The sequence below is a fragment of the Rugamonas apoptosis genome, from assembly GCF_014042355.1.
In the GTDB taxonomy this organism is placed as follows: domain Bacteria; phylum Pseudomonadota; class Gammaproteobacteria; order Burkholderiales; family Burkholderiaceae_D; genus Rugamonas; species Rugamonas apoptosis.
This window is the reverse complement of sequence record NZ_JACEZU010000001.1, coordinates 374,618-391,934: the sequence shown is the minus strand read 5'-3', so window position 1 is coordinate 391,934 and position 17,317 is coordinate 374,618. Positions and strand designations below refer to the sequence as shown.

Below are 17,317 nucleotides of genomic sequence, written 5' to 3'. Positions count from 1 at the left end.
ATTGTGTACGAAAGTGGCCACGATTTGGTGGCGGGTGGATACAATTTCGCACGTTTGTGGTGAATCCGCACGCCCTATATAGTGCGTTTTTGCCCACAGGCTGCGCAAAAAAAGTGCGTGCAGTCATGCATGAGAGCGTATGCTTTTAACCATCGCGCGCAGAGGGCCTGCCGCCGGGCGGTGGCACGGAGCTTGCGTAGTTCGATGACGATGCTCACAAGCATTTGTATACAACATGGAGGTTCCGCCCAATGAATGACACCGCCGCCCCGGCCACGGCGCCGCGCCACGAGCCGCGCTTGCAGCTGCGGGGCATTTCCAAGATTTATCCATCCGTGGTCGCCAACGCCGAAGTGGACTTGACGGTGATGCCGGGCGAGATACATGCCGTGCTGGGCGAGAACGGCGCCGGCAAGAGCACGCTGATGAAGATCATCTACGGCGTGACCAAACCGGACGCGGGCCAGATCCAATGGGAAGGGCGGGAAGTGGCGATCCACTCGCCGCACGACGCGCGCAAGCTGGGCATCGGCATGGTGTTCCAGCATTTCGCGCTGTTCGAAACGCTGACGGTGGCGCAGAACATTTCGCTGGCGCTGGACGAGAAGGTGTCGCCGGAAGAGCTGGCGCCCCGCATCCGCAGCGTGTCCGAACAATATGGCTTGCCGCTGGACCCGCAGCGGCTGGTGCACAGCATGTCCGTGGGCGAGCGCCAGCGGGTCGAGATCGTGCGCTGCCTGCTGCAGTCGCCGCGACTGCTGATCATGGATGAACCGACCTCGGTGCTGACCCCGGACGCCGTGCTCAAGCTGTTCGAATCGCTGCGCCGGCTGGCGGCCGAAGGCATGAGCATCCTCTACATCAGCCACAAGCTCGACGAGATCCAGTCGCTGTGCGACAAGGCCACCGTGCTGCGCGCGGGGCGCGTGTCCGGCACCGCCAACCCGAAAGAGGAAAGCGCCCGTTCGCTGGCCGAACTGATGATAGGCCGCGAGCTGCCCACCTGCCGCCATCTGCCGCGCGCGCCCGGTGAAGTACGGCTGGCCATCGAACACTTGAACGTGGCCAGCGACGACCCGTTCGGCGTGCATTTGCAGGACATCAGCCTGGAGCTGCGCAGCGGCGAGATCGTCGGCATCGCCGGCATTTCCGGCAACGGCCAGCAGGAACTGTTGAAAGCCATCTCCGGCGAACGCCTGCTGGCCCAAGGCGACGCGATCCGCATGCAGGGCCAGCCCGTGGGCCGGCTCAACGCGGCCCAGCGCCGCCAGCTGGGCCTGGGCTTCGTGCCCGAGGAACGGCTGGGGCGGGGCGCCGCGCCGGCCCTGTCGCTGGCCGACAACGCGCTGCTCACCGGTTACATTCCGGCCGGCGGGGCCGGCATGGTCAGGCGCGGCCTGATCCAGTTCGGCGCCGTGCGCACGTTCGCGCGCGAAGTGATCGCGCGCTTCAAGGTCAAGTGCGGCGGGGAGGCGTCGGCCGCCGCCAGCCTGTCGGGCGGTAACCTGCAAAAATTCATCGTCGGGCGCGAGATCATGCTGGCGCCCAAGGTGGTGGTGTTCGCCCAGCCAACCTGGGGCGTGGACATCGGCGCGGCCATGTTGATCCGCCAGGCCATCATCGACTTGCGCGACCAGGGCGCGGCCGTGCTGGTGCTGTCGGAGGAACTGGACGAACTGTTCCAGATGAGCGACCGGCTGGCCGTGCTGGCCCAAGGGCGCTTGTCGCGTGCCGTGCCGGCCGCCTCCACCACCATCCACCAGATCGGCGTGTGGATGAGCGGCGACTTCGATCACGTCGACCCGCCCGCCGACCAACCCGCACCAGGAGCTGCCCACCATGTCACGGCTTGAATTACGTCCCGAACCCTCGCGCGCCATGATGCTGGCCTCGCCGCTGATCGCGGCGCTGGCCATGCTGGCCACCGGCTCCGTGCTGTTCTCCTTGCTGGGGCAGGACCCGCTGCACGCCTTCTTCGTTTATTTCATCAAACCCGCCACCACGCTGTATGGCGTGGGCGAGCTGCTGCTCAAGGCTACCCCGCTGATCCTGTGCGGCGTGGGCTTGGCGCTCGGTTTCCGCGCCAACGTGGCCAACATCGGCGCCGACGGCCAACTGACGGTGGGCGCCATCGCGGCCGGCGCCGTGGCCCTGTATTTCGACGACGTGCAGGCCGGCTGGCTGCTGCCGCTGATGGTGGTGGCCGGCGCGCTGGGCGGCATGGCGTGGGCCGCCATCCCCGCGCTGCTGCGCACCCGTTTCAACACCAGTGAAATCCTGGTCAGCCTGATGCTGGTCTATGTGGCTTACCTGTTGCTGAGCTACCTGGTGCACGGCCCGTTGCGCGATCCGGCCGGCTTCAATTTCCCCCAGTCGAAAATGTTCCAGGACGCGGCCATGCTGCCGCTGCTGGTGGAAGGCTTGCGCGTGAACGCGGCGTTCCCGCTGTCGCTGCTGGTGGCGGCCGGTGCCTGGTTCTTCTGCGCCCGCACTTTCGCCGGCTACCGCATGCAGGTCAGCGGCATGGCGCCGGCAGCCGCCGCCTATGCCGGTTTCAGCGAACCGCGCAATGTGTGGGTGGCGTTCATGATCAGCGGCGCGCTGGCCGGTATCGCCGGCGTGGGCGAAGTGGCGGGGCCGCTGGGCCAGCTGCAACCGTCCGTGTCGCCCGGCTATGGCTTCGCCGCCATCATCGTCGCCTACGTGGGCCGCTTGCATCCGCTGGGCGTGCTGCTGTCGGCGCTGCTGATGTCGCTGCTCTACATCGGCGGTGAGACGGCCCAGATCGAGCTGCAACTGCCGTCGGCCATCACGGGCCTGTTCCAGGGCTTGCTGTTGTTCTACCTGCTGGCGGCCGACCTGTTCATCCATTACCGCTTCAAGCCGCGCCACCGCGTGCTGCCCCCCGTGGCCGCCGCCGCACCCACCCCAACCGGAGAGACTGCCTGATGAATACCGAGTTGTTGATCGCCTTCCTGGCCAGCACGGCCGGCGCTGCCACGCCGCTGATCCTGGCTTCCATGGGCGAACTGGTGACGGAGCGCTCCGGCGTGCTCAATCTGGGCCTGGAAGGCATGATGCTGGTGGGCGCCGTGAGCGGTTTCGCCGTCACCCTGGGCACCGGCAGCATGACGCTGGGCTTGCTGGCCGCGATGGCGGTGGGCATGGCGCTGGCGCTGATCTTCGGCTTCCTGGTGCTGACGCTGCAAACCAACCAGGTGGCCACCGGCCTGGCCCTGACCTTGTTCGGGGTGGGTTTGTCGGCCTTCATGGGCCGTGGCCTGGTGGGGCAAACCATCGCGCCGCTGCCGCACCTGCATTTCCCCGTCCTGTCGGAATTGCCGTTCGTGGGGCCGCTGCTGTTCCGCTTCGATATCATGGTGTACGGCTCGGTGGCGCTGGTGGCCGTGGTGGGCTGGATGCTGGCCCGCACCCGTCTGGGCTTGCTGATCCGTGCCGTGGGCGAGTCGCCCGACAGCGCCCACGCCATCGGTTTCCCCGTGATCGGGCTGCGCTACGGCGCCGTGCTGTTCGGCGGCGCCATGGCCGGCCTGGGCGGCGCCTACCTGTCGATGGCGCTCACTCCCATGTGGGTGGAGGGCATGACGGCGGGACGCGGCTGGATCGCGCTGGCGCAAGTGGTGTTCGCCACCTGGAAGCCGCGTGGCGTGCTGGTGGGAGCCTACCTGTTCGGCGGCGTGACGGTGCTGCAGTTCCACGGCCAGGGTATGGGCATCGCCGTGCCGTCCGAGTTCCTGTCCATGCTGCCTTACCTGGCCACCATCGTGGTGCTGGTGATCATTTGCCGCAATCCGCAAACCATCCTGCTCAACAAGCCCATGTCGCTGGGCCAGAACTTCCGCGCCGACTGACCGCGCTGTGGTGGGCGCGCGACGCCCGCCCCGCACGCCAGCCAGGCCCGCCCCATGCCCGCCCCCCTGTGGCGGGCATTATTTTTTTCTGCTCGCAATAATTGGAGATAATTGTTGCGATAGATACTGAATATACTAAATCCATAGTTACGGCAGGTATCTCAGCCGGGCGGGCCAGATTGCCCGCGCAACGTGTAAGGCGACCCCCGACCCCGGCTCGCGGCTCCGATGTGCTTCCCTTTTGCCTGACGGTTCTTCCACGAGGAATACGACAATGCGCAACAACACGCCGATCACCGAACACGAGTACCTGCTGGACGATGACAAGACCATCGTTTCGACCACGGATTTGCAGGGCAATATCAACTACGCCAATCCCTATTTCATCGAGGTGAGCGGCTTCACGGCAGCGGAGCTGATGGGCGCGCCGCAGAATATCGTGCGCCATCCGGACATGCCGGTGGAGGCGTTCGCCGACCTGTGGGCCACCATCAAGGGCGGCATGCCGTGGACCGGGATGGTCAAGAACCGCTGCAAGAACGGCGACTTTTACTGGGTGCTGGCCAATGTGACGCCCGTGATCGAGCACGGCAAGCCGGTCGGCTACATGTCCGTGCGCAGCAAACCCAGCCGCCAGCAGGTGGCCGAGGCCGACGCGCTGTACCGTCAGTTCAAGGCCGGCAATCCGCGGCGGCTGCGTATCATCAACGGCCGCGCCGTATCGACCGGCGTGCTGGCACGGCTGCGGGCGCTCTCCAGGTTGTCGTTCAGCGGCCACATCGCGCTCAACGCCAGCTTCATGACGGCCATGATGGCGCTGTTCGCCGTCGCCTTCTGGCAAGTCGATGGCACCACCACGGATGGCACGCGCTTGGCGCTGACGGTGGCGGCCGGGGTGGCGGCGGCCGTGATGCTGCTGTTCTGGCGCAGCCTGCAGCGCACCGTGGCCGATCCCCTGCGGCGCGCCACCAGCGCGGCCCGCAAGATGGCCGGCGGCGACCTGACGGGCGTGATCGAGGTGCCGCGCGACGACGAGATGGGCCAGTTGCTGGCCGCGCTGCGCCAGACCAATGTCAACCTGCACAGCATCATTGGCGACGTGCGCCGCAATTTCGACGAGATCACGCTGGCCACGGGGGAAATCGCGACCGGCAATATGGACCTGTCGGGCCGCACGGAGTCGCAGGCGTCGAGCCTGCAGCAGACGGCGGCCAGCATGGAGCAGCTCACCACCAACCTCCAGCAAAGCGCCAGCAGCGTGGCCAGCGCCAACGAACTGGCGGGGCGCGCCTCCAAGGTGGCCGAGCATGGCGGCGAAATCGTCGAGCGCGTGGTGCACACGATGGACGAGATCAGCGCCTCGTCGCGCAAGATCCAGGACATCATCGGCCTGATCGACGGCATCGCGTTCCAGACCAATATCCTGGCCCTGAACGCGGCGGTGGAGGCGGCCCGCGCCGGCGAGGAAGGGCGCGGTTTCGCCGTGGTGGCGGGCGAGGTGCGCACCCTGGCCCAGCGCGCGGCCACGGCGGCCCACGAGATCAAGGAGCTGATCGACCTGTCCATCACCAAGGTCAACGCGGGGGCGGAGCTGACCAGTAGCGCCGGCGCCACCATGCATGAAGTGATCGCGTCCGTGTGCCAGGTGACGCAGGTGATGGACGAGATTTCCACCGCCACCCGCGAGCAGAGCCACGGCATCGGCCAGGTCAACCTGGCGGTGATCCAGATCGACGATTTGACGCAGCAGAACGCGGCGCTGGTGGAGCAGGCCGCTGCCGCCGCCGGCAATCTGGCGCAGCAGGCGCAGCATGTGGCGCAGGCCATGGCCGTGTTCAAGCTGCAGGCTGCGCGCGCGGCCGCCGCCGGCCACCAACCGCCGCCCCGGCACCGTGTGCCGCCACGGCCGCACGGCCCGGCGAAGCAGCAGGTGCGTCAACTGGCCTAGTAGCCTGGTACGCTGCGCGCCGTTTGCCCTTATCATGTCGCTTCAACGACAACGGGGCGGTACGGGATGGATACGGCGATGCGGCGGATCACGCTGGAAGGCAAGGGTTGGCAATTCGACGCGGGGCCGGACACCACGCTGCTGGTGGCGGCCGAGCAAGCCGGCATCCGGCTGCCCAGCTCCTGCCGCAACGGCACGTGCCGCACCTGCCTGTGCCAGTTGCGCGGCGGCAGCGTGCGCTATCGGATCGAATGGCCGGGCCTCAGCCTGGATGAGAAACGGGAGGGCTACATCCTGCCCTGCGTGGCGCTGGCTGAGACGGACCTGAGCATCCTCGCCCCGGCGGCCAAAAAGATCGCCTGACGCGTTCTCGCCAGCGTGGGCGCGCGTGAGCCGGTGCCCGCCGCTGTCCGCGGCTGTCCGCCGTTGTCCTTAACCAGTCCTGGCCACCACCCGTACCACCGTCTGCCGGTGATCCGCGAAGCCCATGCGCAGGTAGAGCTGGTGGGCCGCATCGTTGGCCGCCATCACATGCAGGAAGGACTGTTCATCGCGCAGCATGTGGCGCCGGATCAGCTTATCCATCAGGCGCCGCGCCAGGCCCCGGCCCTGGTAATCGGGATCGGTGCACACGCCGCTGATTTCGCGCAGGCCCTGGGCGCAGGTGCGCTCGCCGGCCATGGCGATCAGGCGTTCGCCATCAAAATACCCGTAGTAGTCGCCCAGTTCGATGGTGCGCGGGCCGAACGGACCGGGTTTGGTCAGCGCGGCCAGCGCCACCGCCTGTTCCACATGCTGCGGTCCCAGCGCGATGGCGTCCGGCGCTTCGTCCGTGGCGGGCAGGGCGCCGCGCCACACCATGCAGATCATCATCGCCTCCACTTCCACCGTCCAGCCGGCCGGCGCGGCGCCGGACCAGCCGGCGCAGTAGAAACGTTCGCCCGGCGCGCAGAACGGCGCCAGCGCGGCGAAGTCGGGTTGCTCGGGGACGGCGAAGCCGATGATGGGGGAAAAGCCGGGCGCGTAGCGGCGCGCGGCGCCGGCGCCGGTGGCGAACTGCGCCTGCGGCCCGTTCAGGGTGTACCAGAAAATATTGTCGAGTTGATCAAGCATGGCCGGTCCGGACGCGATCGTGGGGCACCAGTGTACACCGGCGCCGGCTGGCGCACCGCTAGGGCAATCCAGACGACTAAGGTATGATGCGTGGTATTTAAAGCATGCATGCTGATTTGCCATGTTGGCTGCATGTGGCACGACCTGTGAACCATGAAAAAATACGCGATTCCCTCCATTCTGCTCATTTACTGCGTGTGTGCCCTGGGGCTGTTTTCCCTGTGGCGCGATGCCAATTTCAACGGCGTGACGGGCGACGAGCCCCATTACCTGATCATGGCCAACGGCCTGGCGCAACATGGCGCGTTGGAGCAGACCGTACCTTACACGGAGGCGTTCCTGCCGTCGGGGCGGGAGAAATTCGGCATTCCACCCCAGAGCGCCAAGTTTTCGCCGGAGAACATGCACACCATCGTGGGCCAGCATGGCCACTTCAATATGCACAACCTGGGCCTGCCTTTGCTGCTGGCCATGCCGTTCGCGGCCGGCGGCATCGTGGGCGCCAAGCTGTTCATGATGTTGTGCGGCGCGCTGGCTGTCCTGCTGTGCTGGCATGTCAGCGGCGTGTTCGCCGCCAACCGCCTGCACCGCTGGCTGGCCGTGTGCGCCACCTGCATCGCCATGCCGCTGGTGCCGGCGGCGAACCAGGTCTATCCCGACCTGCTGGCCGGCGTGCTGGCGCTATTGGGCCTGTACTGGTTCAGCACCACGCAGGTGGCGCGTGGCCGCGGCGCCGAACTGGCGTTGGCCGTCGCCGTCGCCTATCTGCCCTGGCTGCAGATCAAGTTCGGCCCCACCTGCGCGGCGATCGTGCTGGCGGTGGTGGCCAGGATCTACCGCGACAGTGGCGACCTGCGGCGCATCGCCAGGATATTGGCCGTGGCTGGCGTTTCCTGCCTGCTGCTGGTCACATACAATTTTTACGCATACGGCAAACTGTCGGGCCCCTATCTGGCGGACGCGATCGAAGCCAGCAAGACCAGCGTGATGGTCATGCTGGGGCTGTTGTTCGACCAGAACCAGGGCTTGCTGATGCTGAACCCGATCAACCTGGTGGGCTTGCTGGCCATCGGCTGGCTATATCGCGCCCAGCGTGCGCTGGCGCTGCTGTGGAGTATCGTGTTCCTGTCGCTGATCGTGCCCAATGGCCTGCACCCGAACTGGTATGGCGGCTGGTGCTTCTCCGGCCGCTTCGGCTGGGCGGGCGCCATCGTGTTCCTGATGCCGACGCTGTATGGCTTGCTTGAAATCGCCCGCCGCAAGGCCAGGCTGTTCTACGCGATGGTGGGCTTGTCGGTGCTGGTGCAGGGCTGGCTGTTCTACCAATACGGCTTCAGGCTGGTCAGCATGTACAACCGCGACGCCACCACCCCGTTCGCCGGCTATTCCATGCTGTATGGGCCGGTGCACGCCTGGCTGCCGGCGCTCTACGATGTGCGCTGGGCCGCCGGCTATGCGCCCAACTATGCCTGGCTGGGCGCGGGCGCCATGCTGCTGGCGGCGGGTTTCCTGCGCCAGCGGCACGCGACCCGCGTGGCGGGTCCGGCGCTGGAGGGCGTTACAGCTTGAGTTTCTTGAAGACGCGCTCGGGCACCAGCCGGATCACGGTCATGATGCCCAGCCAGAACCAGGGCGTATAGAGCACGTCGCGGCGCTTGTCGACGGCCGTCACGATGGCGCTGGCCACCGCTTCCGGCTTGGCCCACAGCGGGCCTTGCTGGATGTGGGCCGTCATCGGGGTGTCGACGAAGCCGGGCTTGATGGTCAGCACCTGTACCCCGGCGCCATGCAGACGGTTGCGCAAGCCTTGCAGGAAGATGGTGAGCGCGCCCTTGGCCGTGCCATACACATAGTTGGACTGTCGGCCGCGGTCGCCGGCCACGGAACTGATCACGGCCAGCGTGCCGTGGCGTTGCGCTTCAAAGCGGTTGGCCAGCAAGGTCAGTAACGAGATCACGCTGATGGCGTTGGTGTTCAATTCCCGCAAGGTGGCGGCGAAGTCCTGCTGGCACGCCTGTTGGTCGCCCAGCGTGCCGTGCGCGATCAGCACGGTATCGAGCCCGTCGAGCGCGCTGGAAGCGGCCTCGATGGCGGCCGGGTGCGATCCGAACTGGTTCACGTCCAGCACGCCGCATGCGGCCACGGCGGCGCCGCGCAGGCGCAGGTCAGCGGCCAGCGCATCCAGGCGTTCCTCGTTGCGCCCCAGCAGATACAGGCGGTGGCCCTGGGCCGCCCACACGCGGGCGGCCGCTTCGGCGATGGCGGAGGTGGCGCCAATGATCAAGATTTTCTTCATAACAGTCCTAGACGACGGGATTGGAGCGAGGCGAAATGGCCGTGCGCATGCCAGTCGGCGCGCACTTGTTCGAATCGCTGCCAGTGAGGGTAGCTGTGGCGGAAGGTGGCCGCGCTCATGCGCGCGTCCTTGGCCAGGTACAGGCGGCCGCCGTGGCCGAGCACGATGGGGTCGAGCCGCTCGAGCAGCGCGAACACGGCCGGTTCGGCCTTGAAGTCCAACGCCAGCGTGTAGCCCTCGGTGGGGAACGACAGGTAATTGGCGTTGGCCGGGCCGAACGTCTTGAGCACGGCCAGGAAGGAACCGCGGCCCGAGTCGGCGATCGCGCTCAGCACTTCGCGCATGGCGGCCACCCCGGCCTGCTTGGGCAGCACGAACTGGTATTGCAGGAAGCCGGCCTTGCCGTACAGGCGGTTCCAGCCCGCCAGCGCATCCAGCGGATAAAAGAAGGGTTCAAACGGGATGCGGCGCGTGCTGTGGCGCCGCCACGCGCGGTGGTAATACAGCGCGTTGAAGGCGCCGATGCTGGCCCGGTTCAGCAGGCCGGCCGGCATGTCGAGCGGTACCGGCAGCGCCCCCCCGTCGCGCACGGCCAGCGCGCCGTCCGGCGCGTGCTCGCCCAGCATCAGCAAGGAGCGCCCCAGGCGCGCGCCGCGCGCCAGGCAATCGATCCAGGCCACGGAATAGGTGCTGGCGCGGTGCTGTTCGAACGCCGCCAGCGTCGCTTCCAGGTTGGCGGTCTTGATGGTGGTTTCGATCACCTCGCTCGAACGCACCGGCTTCAGTTGCACGGTGGCGGCCACGATCACGCCGGTCAGGCCCATGCCGCCGCAGGTGGCGTGGAACAGTTCGGGGTGCGCGGTGGGCGAGGTGGTCACCCGCTCGCCGTTGCCCAGCACGAGCTCCAGGGCGCGCACGTGGTCGCAGAAGGTGCCGTCCAGGTGGTGATTCTTGCCATGCACGTCGCTGGCGATGGCGCCGCCCACCGTCACGTGGCGGGTGCCCGGCGTGACCGGCGGAAACCAGCCTTGCGGCACGAACACGCGCAGCAGGGTGTCGAGCGTGACGCCGGCGGCGCAGCGCAGCAGGCCGGTGGCGGGATCGAACGCCAGCAGGTGGTCGAGCTGGCGCATGGCCATCACGTGCGGCGCCAGCGCGCTGTCGCCATAGGCGCGGCCCTGGCCACGGGCGATCAGGGCGCCACCGGCGCCGTCGCGCAACTGCTGCGCACATTGGCTGGCCGTCAGGGGCAGCAGCAGTTGCGCGTCCTGTCGCGGATAGCGTCCCCAGCCTGCGAGCGGCGTCACGCGGCCTCCGCCAACGCGGTGCGGGGGATGAAGACGTAGCGTTTGTCCAGTTGGTATTTGATGATGTTGCCGATGACGAGGCCGACAGCGCCACCCGTATAGCGCATCAGGTCGGTGCCGCAGGCATATTGAAAGCCGTATTCTACGCCCCAGAACACGGCCGTGGTGAACACGCCCATGAAGCTGTACAGCACGAACACGGCGCCATCGTGCGCCAGGTTGTCCGGCTGGAAGCGGAAGATATAGCGCTTCTCCAGCGCGTACTTGACGGGCAGGCCGGCGGCCGTGCCGAACAGGATGGACAACGGGATCGCATAGGGGCCATGGTAGGCGGCGATGACGGCGGCCTGGCAGGCCAGGTTGACGGCGATGGCGAGCGCGGCCGAAAGGGCGTACAGCGACGCCAGGCGGGCGATGCCGTTCATGGCAGCGTCCTGGCCAGCACGAATACGGCGCCGAACAGCGCGCCGATCAGCCAGCTGGCGCGGTCCTTGAGCGCGAACACGATGGGGTCGTCGTGCATTTGCCCGCGGTGGGCGATCAGCCAGGCGCGCGAGATCCAGTACAGCAGCAGCGGGCAGGCCAGCCAGATCAGGGTGGGCGTGCCATACAGGCTGGCCGTATGGCTGTCCTGGATGTAGAACGCCAGCACCAGCACCGCCATGTAGCCGGCGTTGCTGCCCAGGCTGGACACCAGTTCCAGGTCTTGCGGGTCATAGCCACGGCCGCGCAAGGTGCGGGCCTGGCCCGCTTCGCGCGCCGCGCGCAATTCGCTGTAGCGCTTGATGAAGGCCAGGCTGAGGAAGGTGAACATGGAAAACGCCAGCAGCCAGAACGACAGCGGCACCGCCACCGCATAGGCGCCGGCGATGATGCGCAAGGTGTACAAGGCGGCCAGGGCCAGCACGTCCACCATCGGCATTCGCTTGAGGCGGAACGAGTAGCTCACCGTCAGCACGAAATAGGCGGCCAGCGCGGCGCTGAAGCGCGGCGGCAGCCATAGCGCGGCCAGGCCGAAACCGGCGGCCAGCAGCAACGGCCAGGCCAGCCATCCCGTGAGCAGGCTCAATTGGCCGGACGCGAACGGCCGGTGCCGCTTGCGCCGGTGATGGCGGTCGTCTTCGACGTCGACCAGGTCGTTGAGCAGATACACGCTGGAGGCGCACAGGCCGAACACGACCAAGGCCAGCAGCGCCCGCAGCACGCTGGCGCCGTCGCCATACTGATGGGCGGCCAGCAGCGGTACCAGCACCAGCAGGTTCTTCATCCATTGATGGGGGCGCATGGCGCGCAGCAAGCCGGCCGCCGGCGCCGGTTTGCCATCATCTAGCACGCGGCCCAGGTTGCCATTGCGGCGGCTGTGCGCGATCAGGCGGGCCGAGCGGCTCACGACGTGGGCCCGGGCCGCCGCCCGCCAGATGGCCAGGTCGGGCCAGTCGTTGCCGACATACTCGAAGCGGCCCGCGCCGAAGCGGGCGATCAGCGCGTCGCGCTTGGCTTGCGATTTCAGGTTGGTCACGCCGTCCGAGGCCAGCACTTCGTCGAACAGGCCCAGGTGGGCCGCCACGCGCTCGGCCAGCTCCCGGTCGCTGGCCGTGGCCAGCACCAGATGGCGGCCCCGGCGCTTTTCCTCGCCCAGCCAGCGCAGCAGTTCCTCGTTATACGGTTGGGTCGCCACGTCCACCTGGGTGGCCTGGGCCAGGCGCGCCTTCAAGGTGGGCCGGCCCGCCGCCAGCCAGGCCAGCAAGCGCAAGCCGCGCCACGGCTGGGTGACCAGGAAATCGTTGGCCGTTTCGGCCAGCATATCGGTCTTGATCAGGGTGCCGTCCAGGTCGACGACCAGCGGCAAGCCGGCCGCGTCTCGCGCGGCGGGCGCCTGGACTTGCGGGCTTGCATTCATGGGATGGGGGGTGCGGGCCGGTACGGCGCAGCGCAGCGCACCGGCAGGGCAAGGCCGTACCGGCACGCGCCGGAGTCACCTGGCCAACGCAAATAAGTTAAGTCACGGCAATCATAACATTCGAATAATTACAAAACAAGCACTCTTGCCGTTCCTTTTATTTATGTTGGGCGGGGCATGCCGGGCGCTGCCGGCGCCGCCTCGGCGGCGGCGCTCACTCCCCCTTGCGCAGGCGGCTCAGCAAGGCCGCCGTGCTGTCGCTCAGGGGCAGGCCGTGGCGGCGCAGCAGCTGGACATTGAGGACCATGTTTTCCAGCACCAGCTTGGCGGCCACGGCCAGCAGGGTCAGCTGCTTGTCCTCCTCGCTGAAGTTGTCCATCGCGTCGGCCATCTCGCACAGGTGGTTGGCGATCAGGGCGCGCAAGTCATGTTCGTCGAACGGCAGGTCGGCGAAATCGATCGGGTCTTCCTGCTCCACTTCCTCCATCAGCAATTCCAGTTGTTGCGGGGTAATCGACATGACGCGCTCCGGTGGTTGGCACGCTTCAATTGTAGACCGGGCGCGGCGCGAACCGCGTTAGAATCGATGCTTCGATGGCGAAACGATCACGGCGATGGCGCATCTGATCTTTACCCAGCAACTGGCCCGCTTCCTGCCCGTGCCCGAGGTGGACACGCCCGCGTCCAGCCTGCGCGGCGCGCTGGACGACGCCTTTGCCGGCCAGCCCCGTTTGCGCGGCTATGTGCTCGACGAGCAGGGCCACTTGCGGGAAAACGTCGTCATCTTCATCGACGGCCAGCGCACGCGCGAGCGCCAGCGGCTGGACGATGCCCTGCGTCCCGAGTCCCGGGTCTACATCCTGCAAGCGTTATCCGGAGGTTGACATGGCTGCACGCGCCTTTCTTGGTACCCGCAAGGGTTTGTTCGAACTGGCGCCCGTGAATGGCGTGTGGCAGCTGGGCGCCAGCCATTTCCTGGGCGATCCCGTCTCCATGGTGCTGGCGGACGCGCGCGACGGCGCGCTGTACGCGGCGCTCAACCTGGGCCACTTCGGCACCAAGCTGCACCGGCTCGACGCGGGCGCCGACACGTGGACGGAAGTGGGCGTGCCCGCCTATCCACCCAAGCCGGAGGACAGCCAGGACCAGGTGGAATGGAAGCTCAAGCAGATCTGGTCGCTGGCGGCCGGCGGCGCCGATGAACCGGGCGTGTTGTGGGCCGGCACCTTGCCCGGCGGCTTGTTCCGTTCGGCCGACCGCGGCGCGAGCTGGCAACTGGTGGAGGCGCTGTGGAACGTGCCGGAGCGCAGCCAGTGGTTCGGCGGCGGCTACGACGTGCCGGGCATCCACAGCATCTGCGTCGATCCGCGCGATAGCCGTTCGGTGCTGGTGGGTATTTCCTGCGGCGGGGCCTGGCTGACGACGGACGGCGGCGCCAGCTGGACGCTGCGGGGCAAGGGCATGAACGCGGCCTACATGCCGCCGGAACTGGCCGACAACCAGGCCGTGCAGGACCCGCACCGCATCGTGCGCTGCCCGGGCGCACCCGATATCTTGTGGTGCCAGCATCATTGCGGCATCTGGCGCAGCACCGACAATGGCGCGCTGTGGACGGAAGTGAAAACGGCGCCGCTATCGCATTTCGGTTTCGCCGTGGCGGTCCACCCGGCCGATGGCGACACAGCCTGGTTCGTGCCGGCCGAAGCCGACCAGCGCCGCATTCCGCCCGGCGCGGCCTTGTCCGTCACGCGCACCACGGACGGTGGCCAGACGGCGGCGGCCCTGCGCAGCGGCTTGCCGCAGGAACATTGCTACGACCTGATCTACCGCCACGGGCTGGCCGTCAACGACGATGGCAAGACCTTGCTGATGGGCTCGACGACGGGCGGCGTCTGGCTGTCGGCCAACGGCGGCGAGCACTGGCAAACCATCGGTGTCAACCTGCCGCCCGTGTACGCGGTGGCGTTCGGCTGAACGCTGCTCCCGGTCCGGCGCGCTTGCAGTTGGACCGGGTGCCCCAACATAGCGACGATACCCCTATCCGGGCGCTGCGGCGCCAACCGACATGACCACAGCTACCACCGGCCTCAACGCCACGCTGAGCAAGTATCACCAGAAAGACGGCAAGTACCGCAATCCGGCCCGCATGCGCAAGGGGGGCTTGCTGAAAAGCCTGGGTATCGTGCTGCGTTTCCTGTTCGCCAAGCCGGCCAACACGGTGCCCAGCAAGCCGCTGCCCGTCCACGCGCTCAGTGCCGAACAATTGTTTGACGCTGAAGACAATAGTTTGTTCCGGCTCGGCCATTCGACCTTGCTGCTCAAGCTGGGCGGCCAGTTCTGGCTGACCGACCCCGTGTTCTCCGAGCGGGCCTCGCCCGTGCAGTGGGCCGGGCCGCAGCGTTTCCACGCGCCGCCCATCACCATCGCCGACCTGCCGCCCATCCACGGGGTGATCCTGTCACACGACCATTACGACCACCTGGACAAGGCCGCCGTGCTGGCGCTGGCCGAGCGCACCACGCACTTCGTGGCGCCGCTGGGCGTGGGCGACACACTGGTCAGCTGGGGCATCCCGGCCAGCAAGGTGCATCAGCTGGACTGGTGGCAAAGCAAGCATCTGGACGGGGTGAAGCTGGTGGCTACGCCGGCCCAGCACTTTTCAGGGCGGAGCATGTTCGATGGCAATAGCACGCTGTGGTCGTCCTGGGTCATTGAAACGGCCCATACCCGCATCTTTTTCAGTGGCGATAGCGGTTATTTCAAAGGATTCAAGGAGATAGGGGATATCTACGGCCCGTTCGACCTGACCATGATCGAGACGGGGGCCTACGACCCGCAATGGCCGGACGTCCACATGCAGCCGGAGGAAAGCTTGCAGGCCCACGTGGATTTGCGCGGCAAGGTGCTCTTGCCGATTCATAACGGCACCTTCGACCTGGCCCTGCATGCGTGGCACGAACCGTTCGAGCGCATCGTGGCGCTGGCGCGCGAGCGTGGCTTGCCCATCGCCATGCCCGCGATCGGCAAGGCGCTCAGCCTGACCGCGCCGGAGGCGGCCGAACATTGGTGGTTGCACGCCAAATAGGGCGCCGTCACCGGACGCCCCCGGGCGCGCGCGGCGTCCGTCAGGCGACGGTGTTGATGAATTTGCCGATGGTCTGGCCCAGCGTGTTCACTTGTGGCTTGGCGGCCGTCAGGGCGGCTGGCAGCGCTTGCTGGGAGGGGGCCGGTTTCTCGATCGCGTTGTCGATACGGACCGGGGTGGCCGCTTTCAACGCCGGCTGGGATGCCTGGCGGCTTTGCTGCTGGGTGTCGCTGAGCTGCTGCTTGTCCTTGGTCAGCTGGTTCTGGCTTTGTTCCAGCCGGCTGGCATCCTGGTTCACGCGCGACTGATCCTGCTGCACCAGCTGTTGAGCCTGTGCGACGGATGCCTGCAGCGCGCTGACGGACGTAAGGGTAGCCACTTCGATCACCTCAAAACGGAAATCGACAGCGAAAATTCAGGCATGCGTAGGCGCAATCGCTATCAATCTTGTACAGTTCAAGCGTAGGCCAAAACTGGGCCGGATGCCAGTAGTATCTGCCAAAACAGCTTGCTTGTCACCTTGTCACTCTGCGCCCTGGCCTGCCGGCGCGCGGAAGGTGGCCCCGCCGGCACCCGCGCCAGCCGCGCTATCGTCTTGATTATGTTGCATTTTTTCAAGTGTGGGGTAGGGAAGGGGGCGGAAAAGATTGATGATTAAGCTATAATCCCAGGTCAACACGGAACGACGCAGGTATGAATCTCAAGAGTTTGGCCCATCTGTTGGGTATGTCCAAGACAACGGTGAGCCGCGCGCTGAATGGCTATCCCGAAGTGAACCGCCGCACCCGTGAGCGGGTGCTGAAGGCGGCCAAGGAAGCCGGCTACCAGGCCAATCCCATGGCCCGCAGCCTGGCGCTGGGGCGGACCAATGTATTCGGCATCATTTATCCGCTCGCGCCCAGCGACCTGGGCGACCCCATGTTCCTGGACGTGGTGGGCGGCATGTCGGAGGCGCTGGAGCTGAAAGGCCAGAACCTGATCATCGCGCCCGTGTCGCCCCAGAACGAGCAACGTTCCTACGAGCAAGTGGTGGGCGGGCGCCGGGTGGATGGGCTGGTGGTGGCGCGCACGCTGGTGCGCGACGAGCGCATCGCCTTCCTGAGCAAGGTGGGCTTCCCGTTCGTCGCCCATGGCCGCACGGAGCTCGACACGCCCTATGCCTGGTTCGATTACGACCACGATGCCGGCATGCGGCTGGCCGTGCGGCATCTGCTGGCCCACGGCCACCAGCGCATCGCCATGCTGAGCGCACCGCTGGAACTCAATTTCGCCCGCGAACGCCAGGCCAGCCTGCTGGCCATCCTGGCCGAGGCCGGGTTGACGCCCGACCCGCGCCACCTGATCGCCAACACGCTGGACCGCCGCAGCGGCCACCACGCCATGCTGCAGCTGCTGGCCTGTTCGCCGCGGCCGACGGCCGTGATCGTGGACAATCACCTGTCCGGCGTGGGCGCCGTAAGGGCGCTGGTGGACGCCGGCATCGCGATCGGCAAGGAAATATCCATCATCGTGTGGGGCAACATGCCCGATACGCTGGCCCGTTCCGATGTGACCATCATCGACCAGCCGGACCCGCGCCGCGCCGGCGAACGCATGATAGAAATGCTGCTGGCGCTGACCGACGGCACGCCGGCGGAGGAGCTGCAGGAGATGTGGCAGCCGGTGCTGGTACACGGGTCCACTGTGGGGCCGCGCCCGGCGTCGTAAATAAAACCGGGGCAGCAAATCGGGACGGACCCCAATTTTCGCATAGCGGAAATTGGGGTCCGTCCCGATTTGCTGCCCCGGTCTGATTG

At 66.8% G+C, this 17,317-nt stretch carries 17 protein-coding genes; 10 read left to right on the top strand and 7 right to left on the bottom strand.

Translation table 11 applies throughout. The features are described 5' to 3' along the window. Positions 1-251 precede the first annotated feature (251 nt). From H3H39_RS01705 to H3H39_RS01685, 5 genes are all read left to right on the top strand, one after another. The gene (locus H3H39_RS01705) at positions 252-1,853 is read left to right on the top strand and encodes an ABC transporter ATP-binding protein (RefSeq protein WP_182151525.1); all 1,602 of its coding nucleotides are present in this window, start codon (positions 252-254) and stop codon (positions 1,851-1,853) included. Then, positions 1,840-2,949 (top strand): ABC transporter permease, encoded by a 1,110-nt coding sequence (locus H3H39_RS01700; protein WP_182151524.1) that lies wholly within the window; start codon positions 1,840-1,842, stop codon positions 2,947-2,949. The genes H3H39_RS01705 and H3H39_RS01700 overlap by 14 nt, the downstream gene beginning before the upstream one ends. Then, positions 2,949-3,872 carry an ABC transporter permease gene (locus tag H3H39_RS01695; protein ID WP_182151523.1) on the top strand — a complete coding sequence of 308 codons (924 nt, stop codon included), beginning with the start codon at positions 2,949-2,951 and terminating at the stop codon, positions 3,870-3,872. The genes H3H39_RS01700 and H3H39_RS01695 overlap by 1 nt, the downstream gene beginning before the upstream one ends. Positions 3,873-4,146: 274 nt before the next feature. Beyond that, positions 4,147-5,820, top strand: coding sequence for a methyl-accepting chemotaxis protein (locus tag H3H39_RS01690; protein WP_182151522.1), 1,674 nt, complete (start codon positions 4,147-4,149; stop codon positions 5,818-5,820). A 78-nt stretch (positions 5,821-5,898) separates the two neighbouring features. After that, the gene (locus H3H39_RS01685) at positions 5,899-6,183 is read left to right on the top strand and encodes a 2Fe-2S iron-sulfur cluster-binding protein (protein ID WP_182151521.1); all 285 of its coding nucleotides are present in this window, start codon (positions 5,899-5,901) and stop codon (positions 6,181-6,183) included. Positions 6,184-6,252: 69 nt separating this feature from the next. Here the strand turns inward: H3H39_RS01685 and H3H39_RS01680 are convergent, their stop codons facing one another. Further along, positions 6,253-6,933, bottom strand: coding sequence for a GNAT family N-acetyltransferase (locus tag H3H39_RS01680; RefSeq protein ID WP_182151520.1), 681 nt, complete (start codon positions 6,931-6,933; stop codon positions 6,253-6,255). A 153-nt stretch (positions 6,934-7,086) separates the two neighbouring features. Between H3H39_RS01680 and H3H39_RS01675 the strand changes: the two genes are divergently transcribed. Then, complete coding sequence (locus tag H3H39_RS01675) at positions 7,087-8,502, top strand: hypothetical protein (RefSeq protein WP_182151519.1); 1,416 nt, start codon at positions 7,087-7,089, stop codon at positions 8,500-8,502. Here H3H39_RS01675 and H3H39_RS01670 read toward each other — a convergent pair. The 5 genes from H3H39_RS01670 to H3H39_RS01650 all read right to left on the bottom strand — a co-directional run bounded on the left by H3H39_RS01670 (position 8,492) and on the right by H3H39_RS01650 (position 12,956). Then, on the bottom strand, positions 8,492-9,229 hold the full coding sequence (locus tag H3H39_RS01670; protein ID WP_182151518.1) for an SDR family oxidoreductase: 738 nt from the start codon (positions 9,227-9,229) through the stop codon (positions 8,492-8,494). The two genes, H3H39_RS01675 and H3H39_RS01670, sit on opposite strands and share 11 nt — an antisense overlap. Further along, positions 9,226-10,536: an FAD-binding oxidoreductase gene (locus H3H39_RS01665; RefSeq protein WP_182151517.1), complete on the bottom strand. Its 1,311-nt coding sequence runs from the start codon at positions 10,534-10,536 to the stop codon at positions 9,226-9,228. The genes H3H39_RS01670 and H3H39_RS01665 overlap by 4 nt, the downstream gene beginning before the upstream one ends. Next, entirely contained in the window at positions 10,533-10,961 is a 429-nt protein-coding gene (locus tag H3H39_RS01660; protein WP_182151516.1) for a GtrA family protein, read from the bottom strand. Before H3H39_RS01660 ends, H3H39_RS01665 begins: the two co-directional genes overlap by 4 nt. Then, complete coding sequence (locus H3H39_RS01655; RefSeq protein WP_182151938.1) at positions 10,958-12,436, bottom strand: UbiA family prenyltransferase; 1,479 nt, start codon at positions 12,434-12,436, stop codon at positions 10,958-10,960. Before H3H39_RS01655 ends, H3H39_RS01660 begins: the two co-directional genes overlap by 4 nt. A 214-nt stretch (positions 12,437-12,650) precedes the next feature. After that, complete coding sequence (locus H3H39_RS01650) at positions 12,651-12,956, bottom strand: hypothetical protein (protein WP_182151515.1); 306 nt, start codon at positions 12,954-12,956, stop codon at positions 12,651-12,653. Positions 12,957-13,050: 94 nt separating this feature from the next. Here H3H39_RS01650 and H3H39_RS01645 point away from each other — a divergent pair, with 94 nt between their 5' ends. From H3H39_RS01645 to H3H39_RS01635, 3 genes are all read left to right on the top strand, one after another. Continuing rightward, complete coding sequence (locus H3H39_RS01645) at positions 13,051-13,320, top strand: ubiquitin family protein (RefSeq protein WP_182151514.1); 270 nt, start codon at positions 13,051-13,053, stop codon at positions 13,318-13,320. A gap of 1 nt (position 13,321) precedes the next feature. Then, entirely contained in the window at positions 13,322-14,410 is a 1,089-nt protein-coding gene (locus H3H39_RS01640) for a WD40/YVTN/BNR-like repeat-containing protein (protein WP_182151513.1), read from the top strand. Positions 14,411-14,501: 91 nt separating this feature from the next. Continuing rightward, positions 14,502-15,521 carry an MBL fold metallo-hydrolase gene (locus H3H39_RS01635; protein ID WP_182151512.1) on the top strand — a complete coding sequence of 340 codons (1,020 nt, stop codon included), beginning with the start codon at positions 14,502-14,504 and terminating at the stop codon, positions 15,519-15,521. Between the two features lie 40 nt (positions 15,522-15,561). Here the strand turns inward: H3H39_RS01635 and H3H39_RS01630 are convergent, their stop codons facing one another. Further along, positions 15,562-15,900, bottom strand: a complete 339-nt coding sequence (locus H3H39_RS01630) for a hypothetical protein (RefSeq protein WP_311196823.1) — start codon at positions 15,898-15,900, stop codon at positions 15,562-15,564. Positions 15,901-16,214: 314 nt separating this feature from the next. Between H3H39_RS01630 and H3H39_RS01625 the strand changes: the two genes are divergently transcribed. Then, on the top strand, positions 16,215-17,228 hold the full coding sequence (locus H3H39_RS01625; RefSeq protein WP_182151511.1) for a substrate-binding domain-containing protein: 1,014 nt from the start codon (positions 16,215-16,217) through the stop codon (positions 17,226-17,228). Positions 17,229-17,317 lie beyond the last annotated feature (89 nt).

Excerpts from the sequence above, each read along its gene's own strand:
- H3H39_RS01655 (WP_182151938.1), bottom strand. The coding sequence starts at position 12,436 with ATGAATGCAAGCCCGCAAGTCCAGGCGCCCGCCGCGCGAGACGCGGCC.
- H3H39_RS01690 (WP_182151522.1), top strand. The coding sequence starts at position 4,147 with ATGCGCAACAACACGCCGATCACCGAACACGAGTACCTGCTGGACGAT.
- H3H39_RS01700 (WP_182151524.1), top strand. The coding sequence starts at position 1,840 with ATGTCACGGCTTGAATTACGTCCCGAACCCTCGCGCGCCATGATGCTG.
- H3H39_RS01705 (WP_182151525.1), top strand. The coding sequence starts at position 252 with ATGAATGACACCGCCGCCCCGGCCACGGCGCCGCGCCACGAGCCGCGC.
- H3H39_RS01660 (WP_182151516.1), bottom strand. The coding sequence starts at position 10,961 with ATGAACGGCATCGCCCGCCTGGCGTCGCTGTACGCCCTTTCGGCCGCG.
- H3H39_RS01635 (WP_182151512.1), top strand. The coding sequence starts at position 14,502 with ATGACCACAGCTACCACCGGCCTCAACGCCACGCTGAGCAAGTATCAC.
- H3H39_RS01645 (WP_182151514.1), top strand. The coding sequence starts at position 13,051 with ATGGCGCATCTGATCTTTACCCAGCAACTGGCCCGCTTCCTGCCCGTG.
- H3H39_RS01650 (WP_182151515.1), bottom strand. The coding sequence starts at position 12,956 with ATGTCGATTACCCCGCAACAACTGGAATTGCTGATGGAGGAAGTGGAG.
- H3H39_RS01670 (WP_182151518.1), bottom strand. The coding sequence starts at position 9,229 with ATGAAGAAAATCTTGATCATTGGCGCCACCTCCGCCATCGCCGAAGCG.
- H3H39_RS01675 (WP_182151519.1), top strand. The coding sequence starts at position 7,087 with ATGAAAAAATACGCGATTCCCTCCATTCTGCTCATTTACTGCGTGTGT.
- H3H39_RS01640 (WP_182151513.1), top strand. The coding sequence starts at position 13,322 with ATGGCTGCACGCGCCTTTCTTGGTACCCGCAAGGGTTTGTTCGAACTG.
- H3H39_RS01685 (WP_182151521.1), top strand. The coding sequence starts at position 5,899 with ATGCGGCGGATCACGCTGGAAGGCAAGGGTTGGCAATTCGACGCGGGG.
- H3H39_RS01625 (WP_182151511.1), top strand. The coding sequence starts at position 16,215 with ATGAATCTCAAGAGTTTGGCCCATCTGTTGGGTATGTCCAAGACAACG.
- H3H39_RS01680 (WP_182151520.1), bottom strand. The coding sequence starts at position 6,933 with ATGCTTGATCAACTCGACAATATTTTCTGGTACACCCTGAACGGGCCG.
- H3H39_RS01695 (WP_182151523.1), top strand. The coding sequence starts at position 2,949 with ATGAATACCGAGTTGTTGATCGCCTTCCTGGCCAGCACGGCCGGCGCT.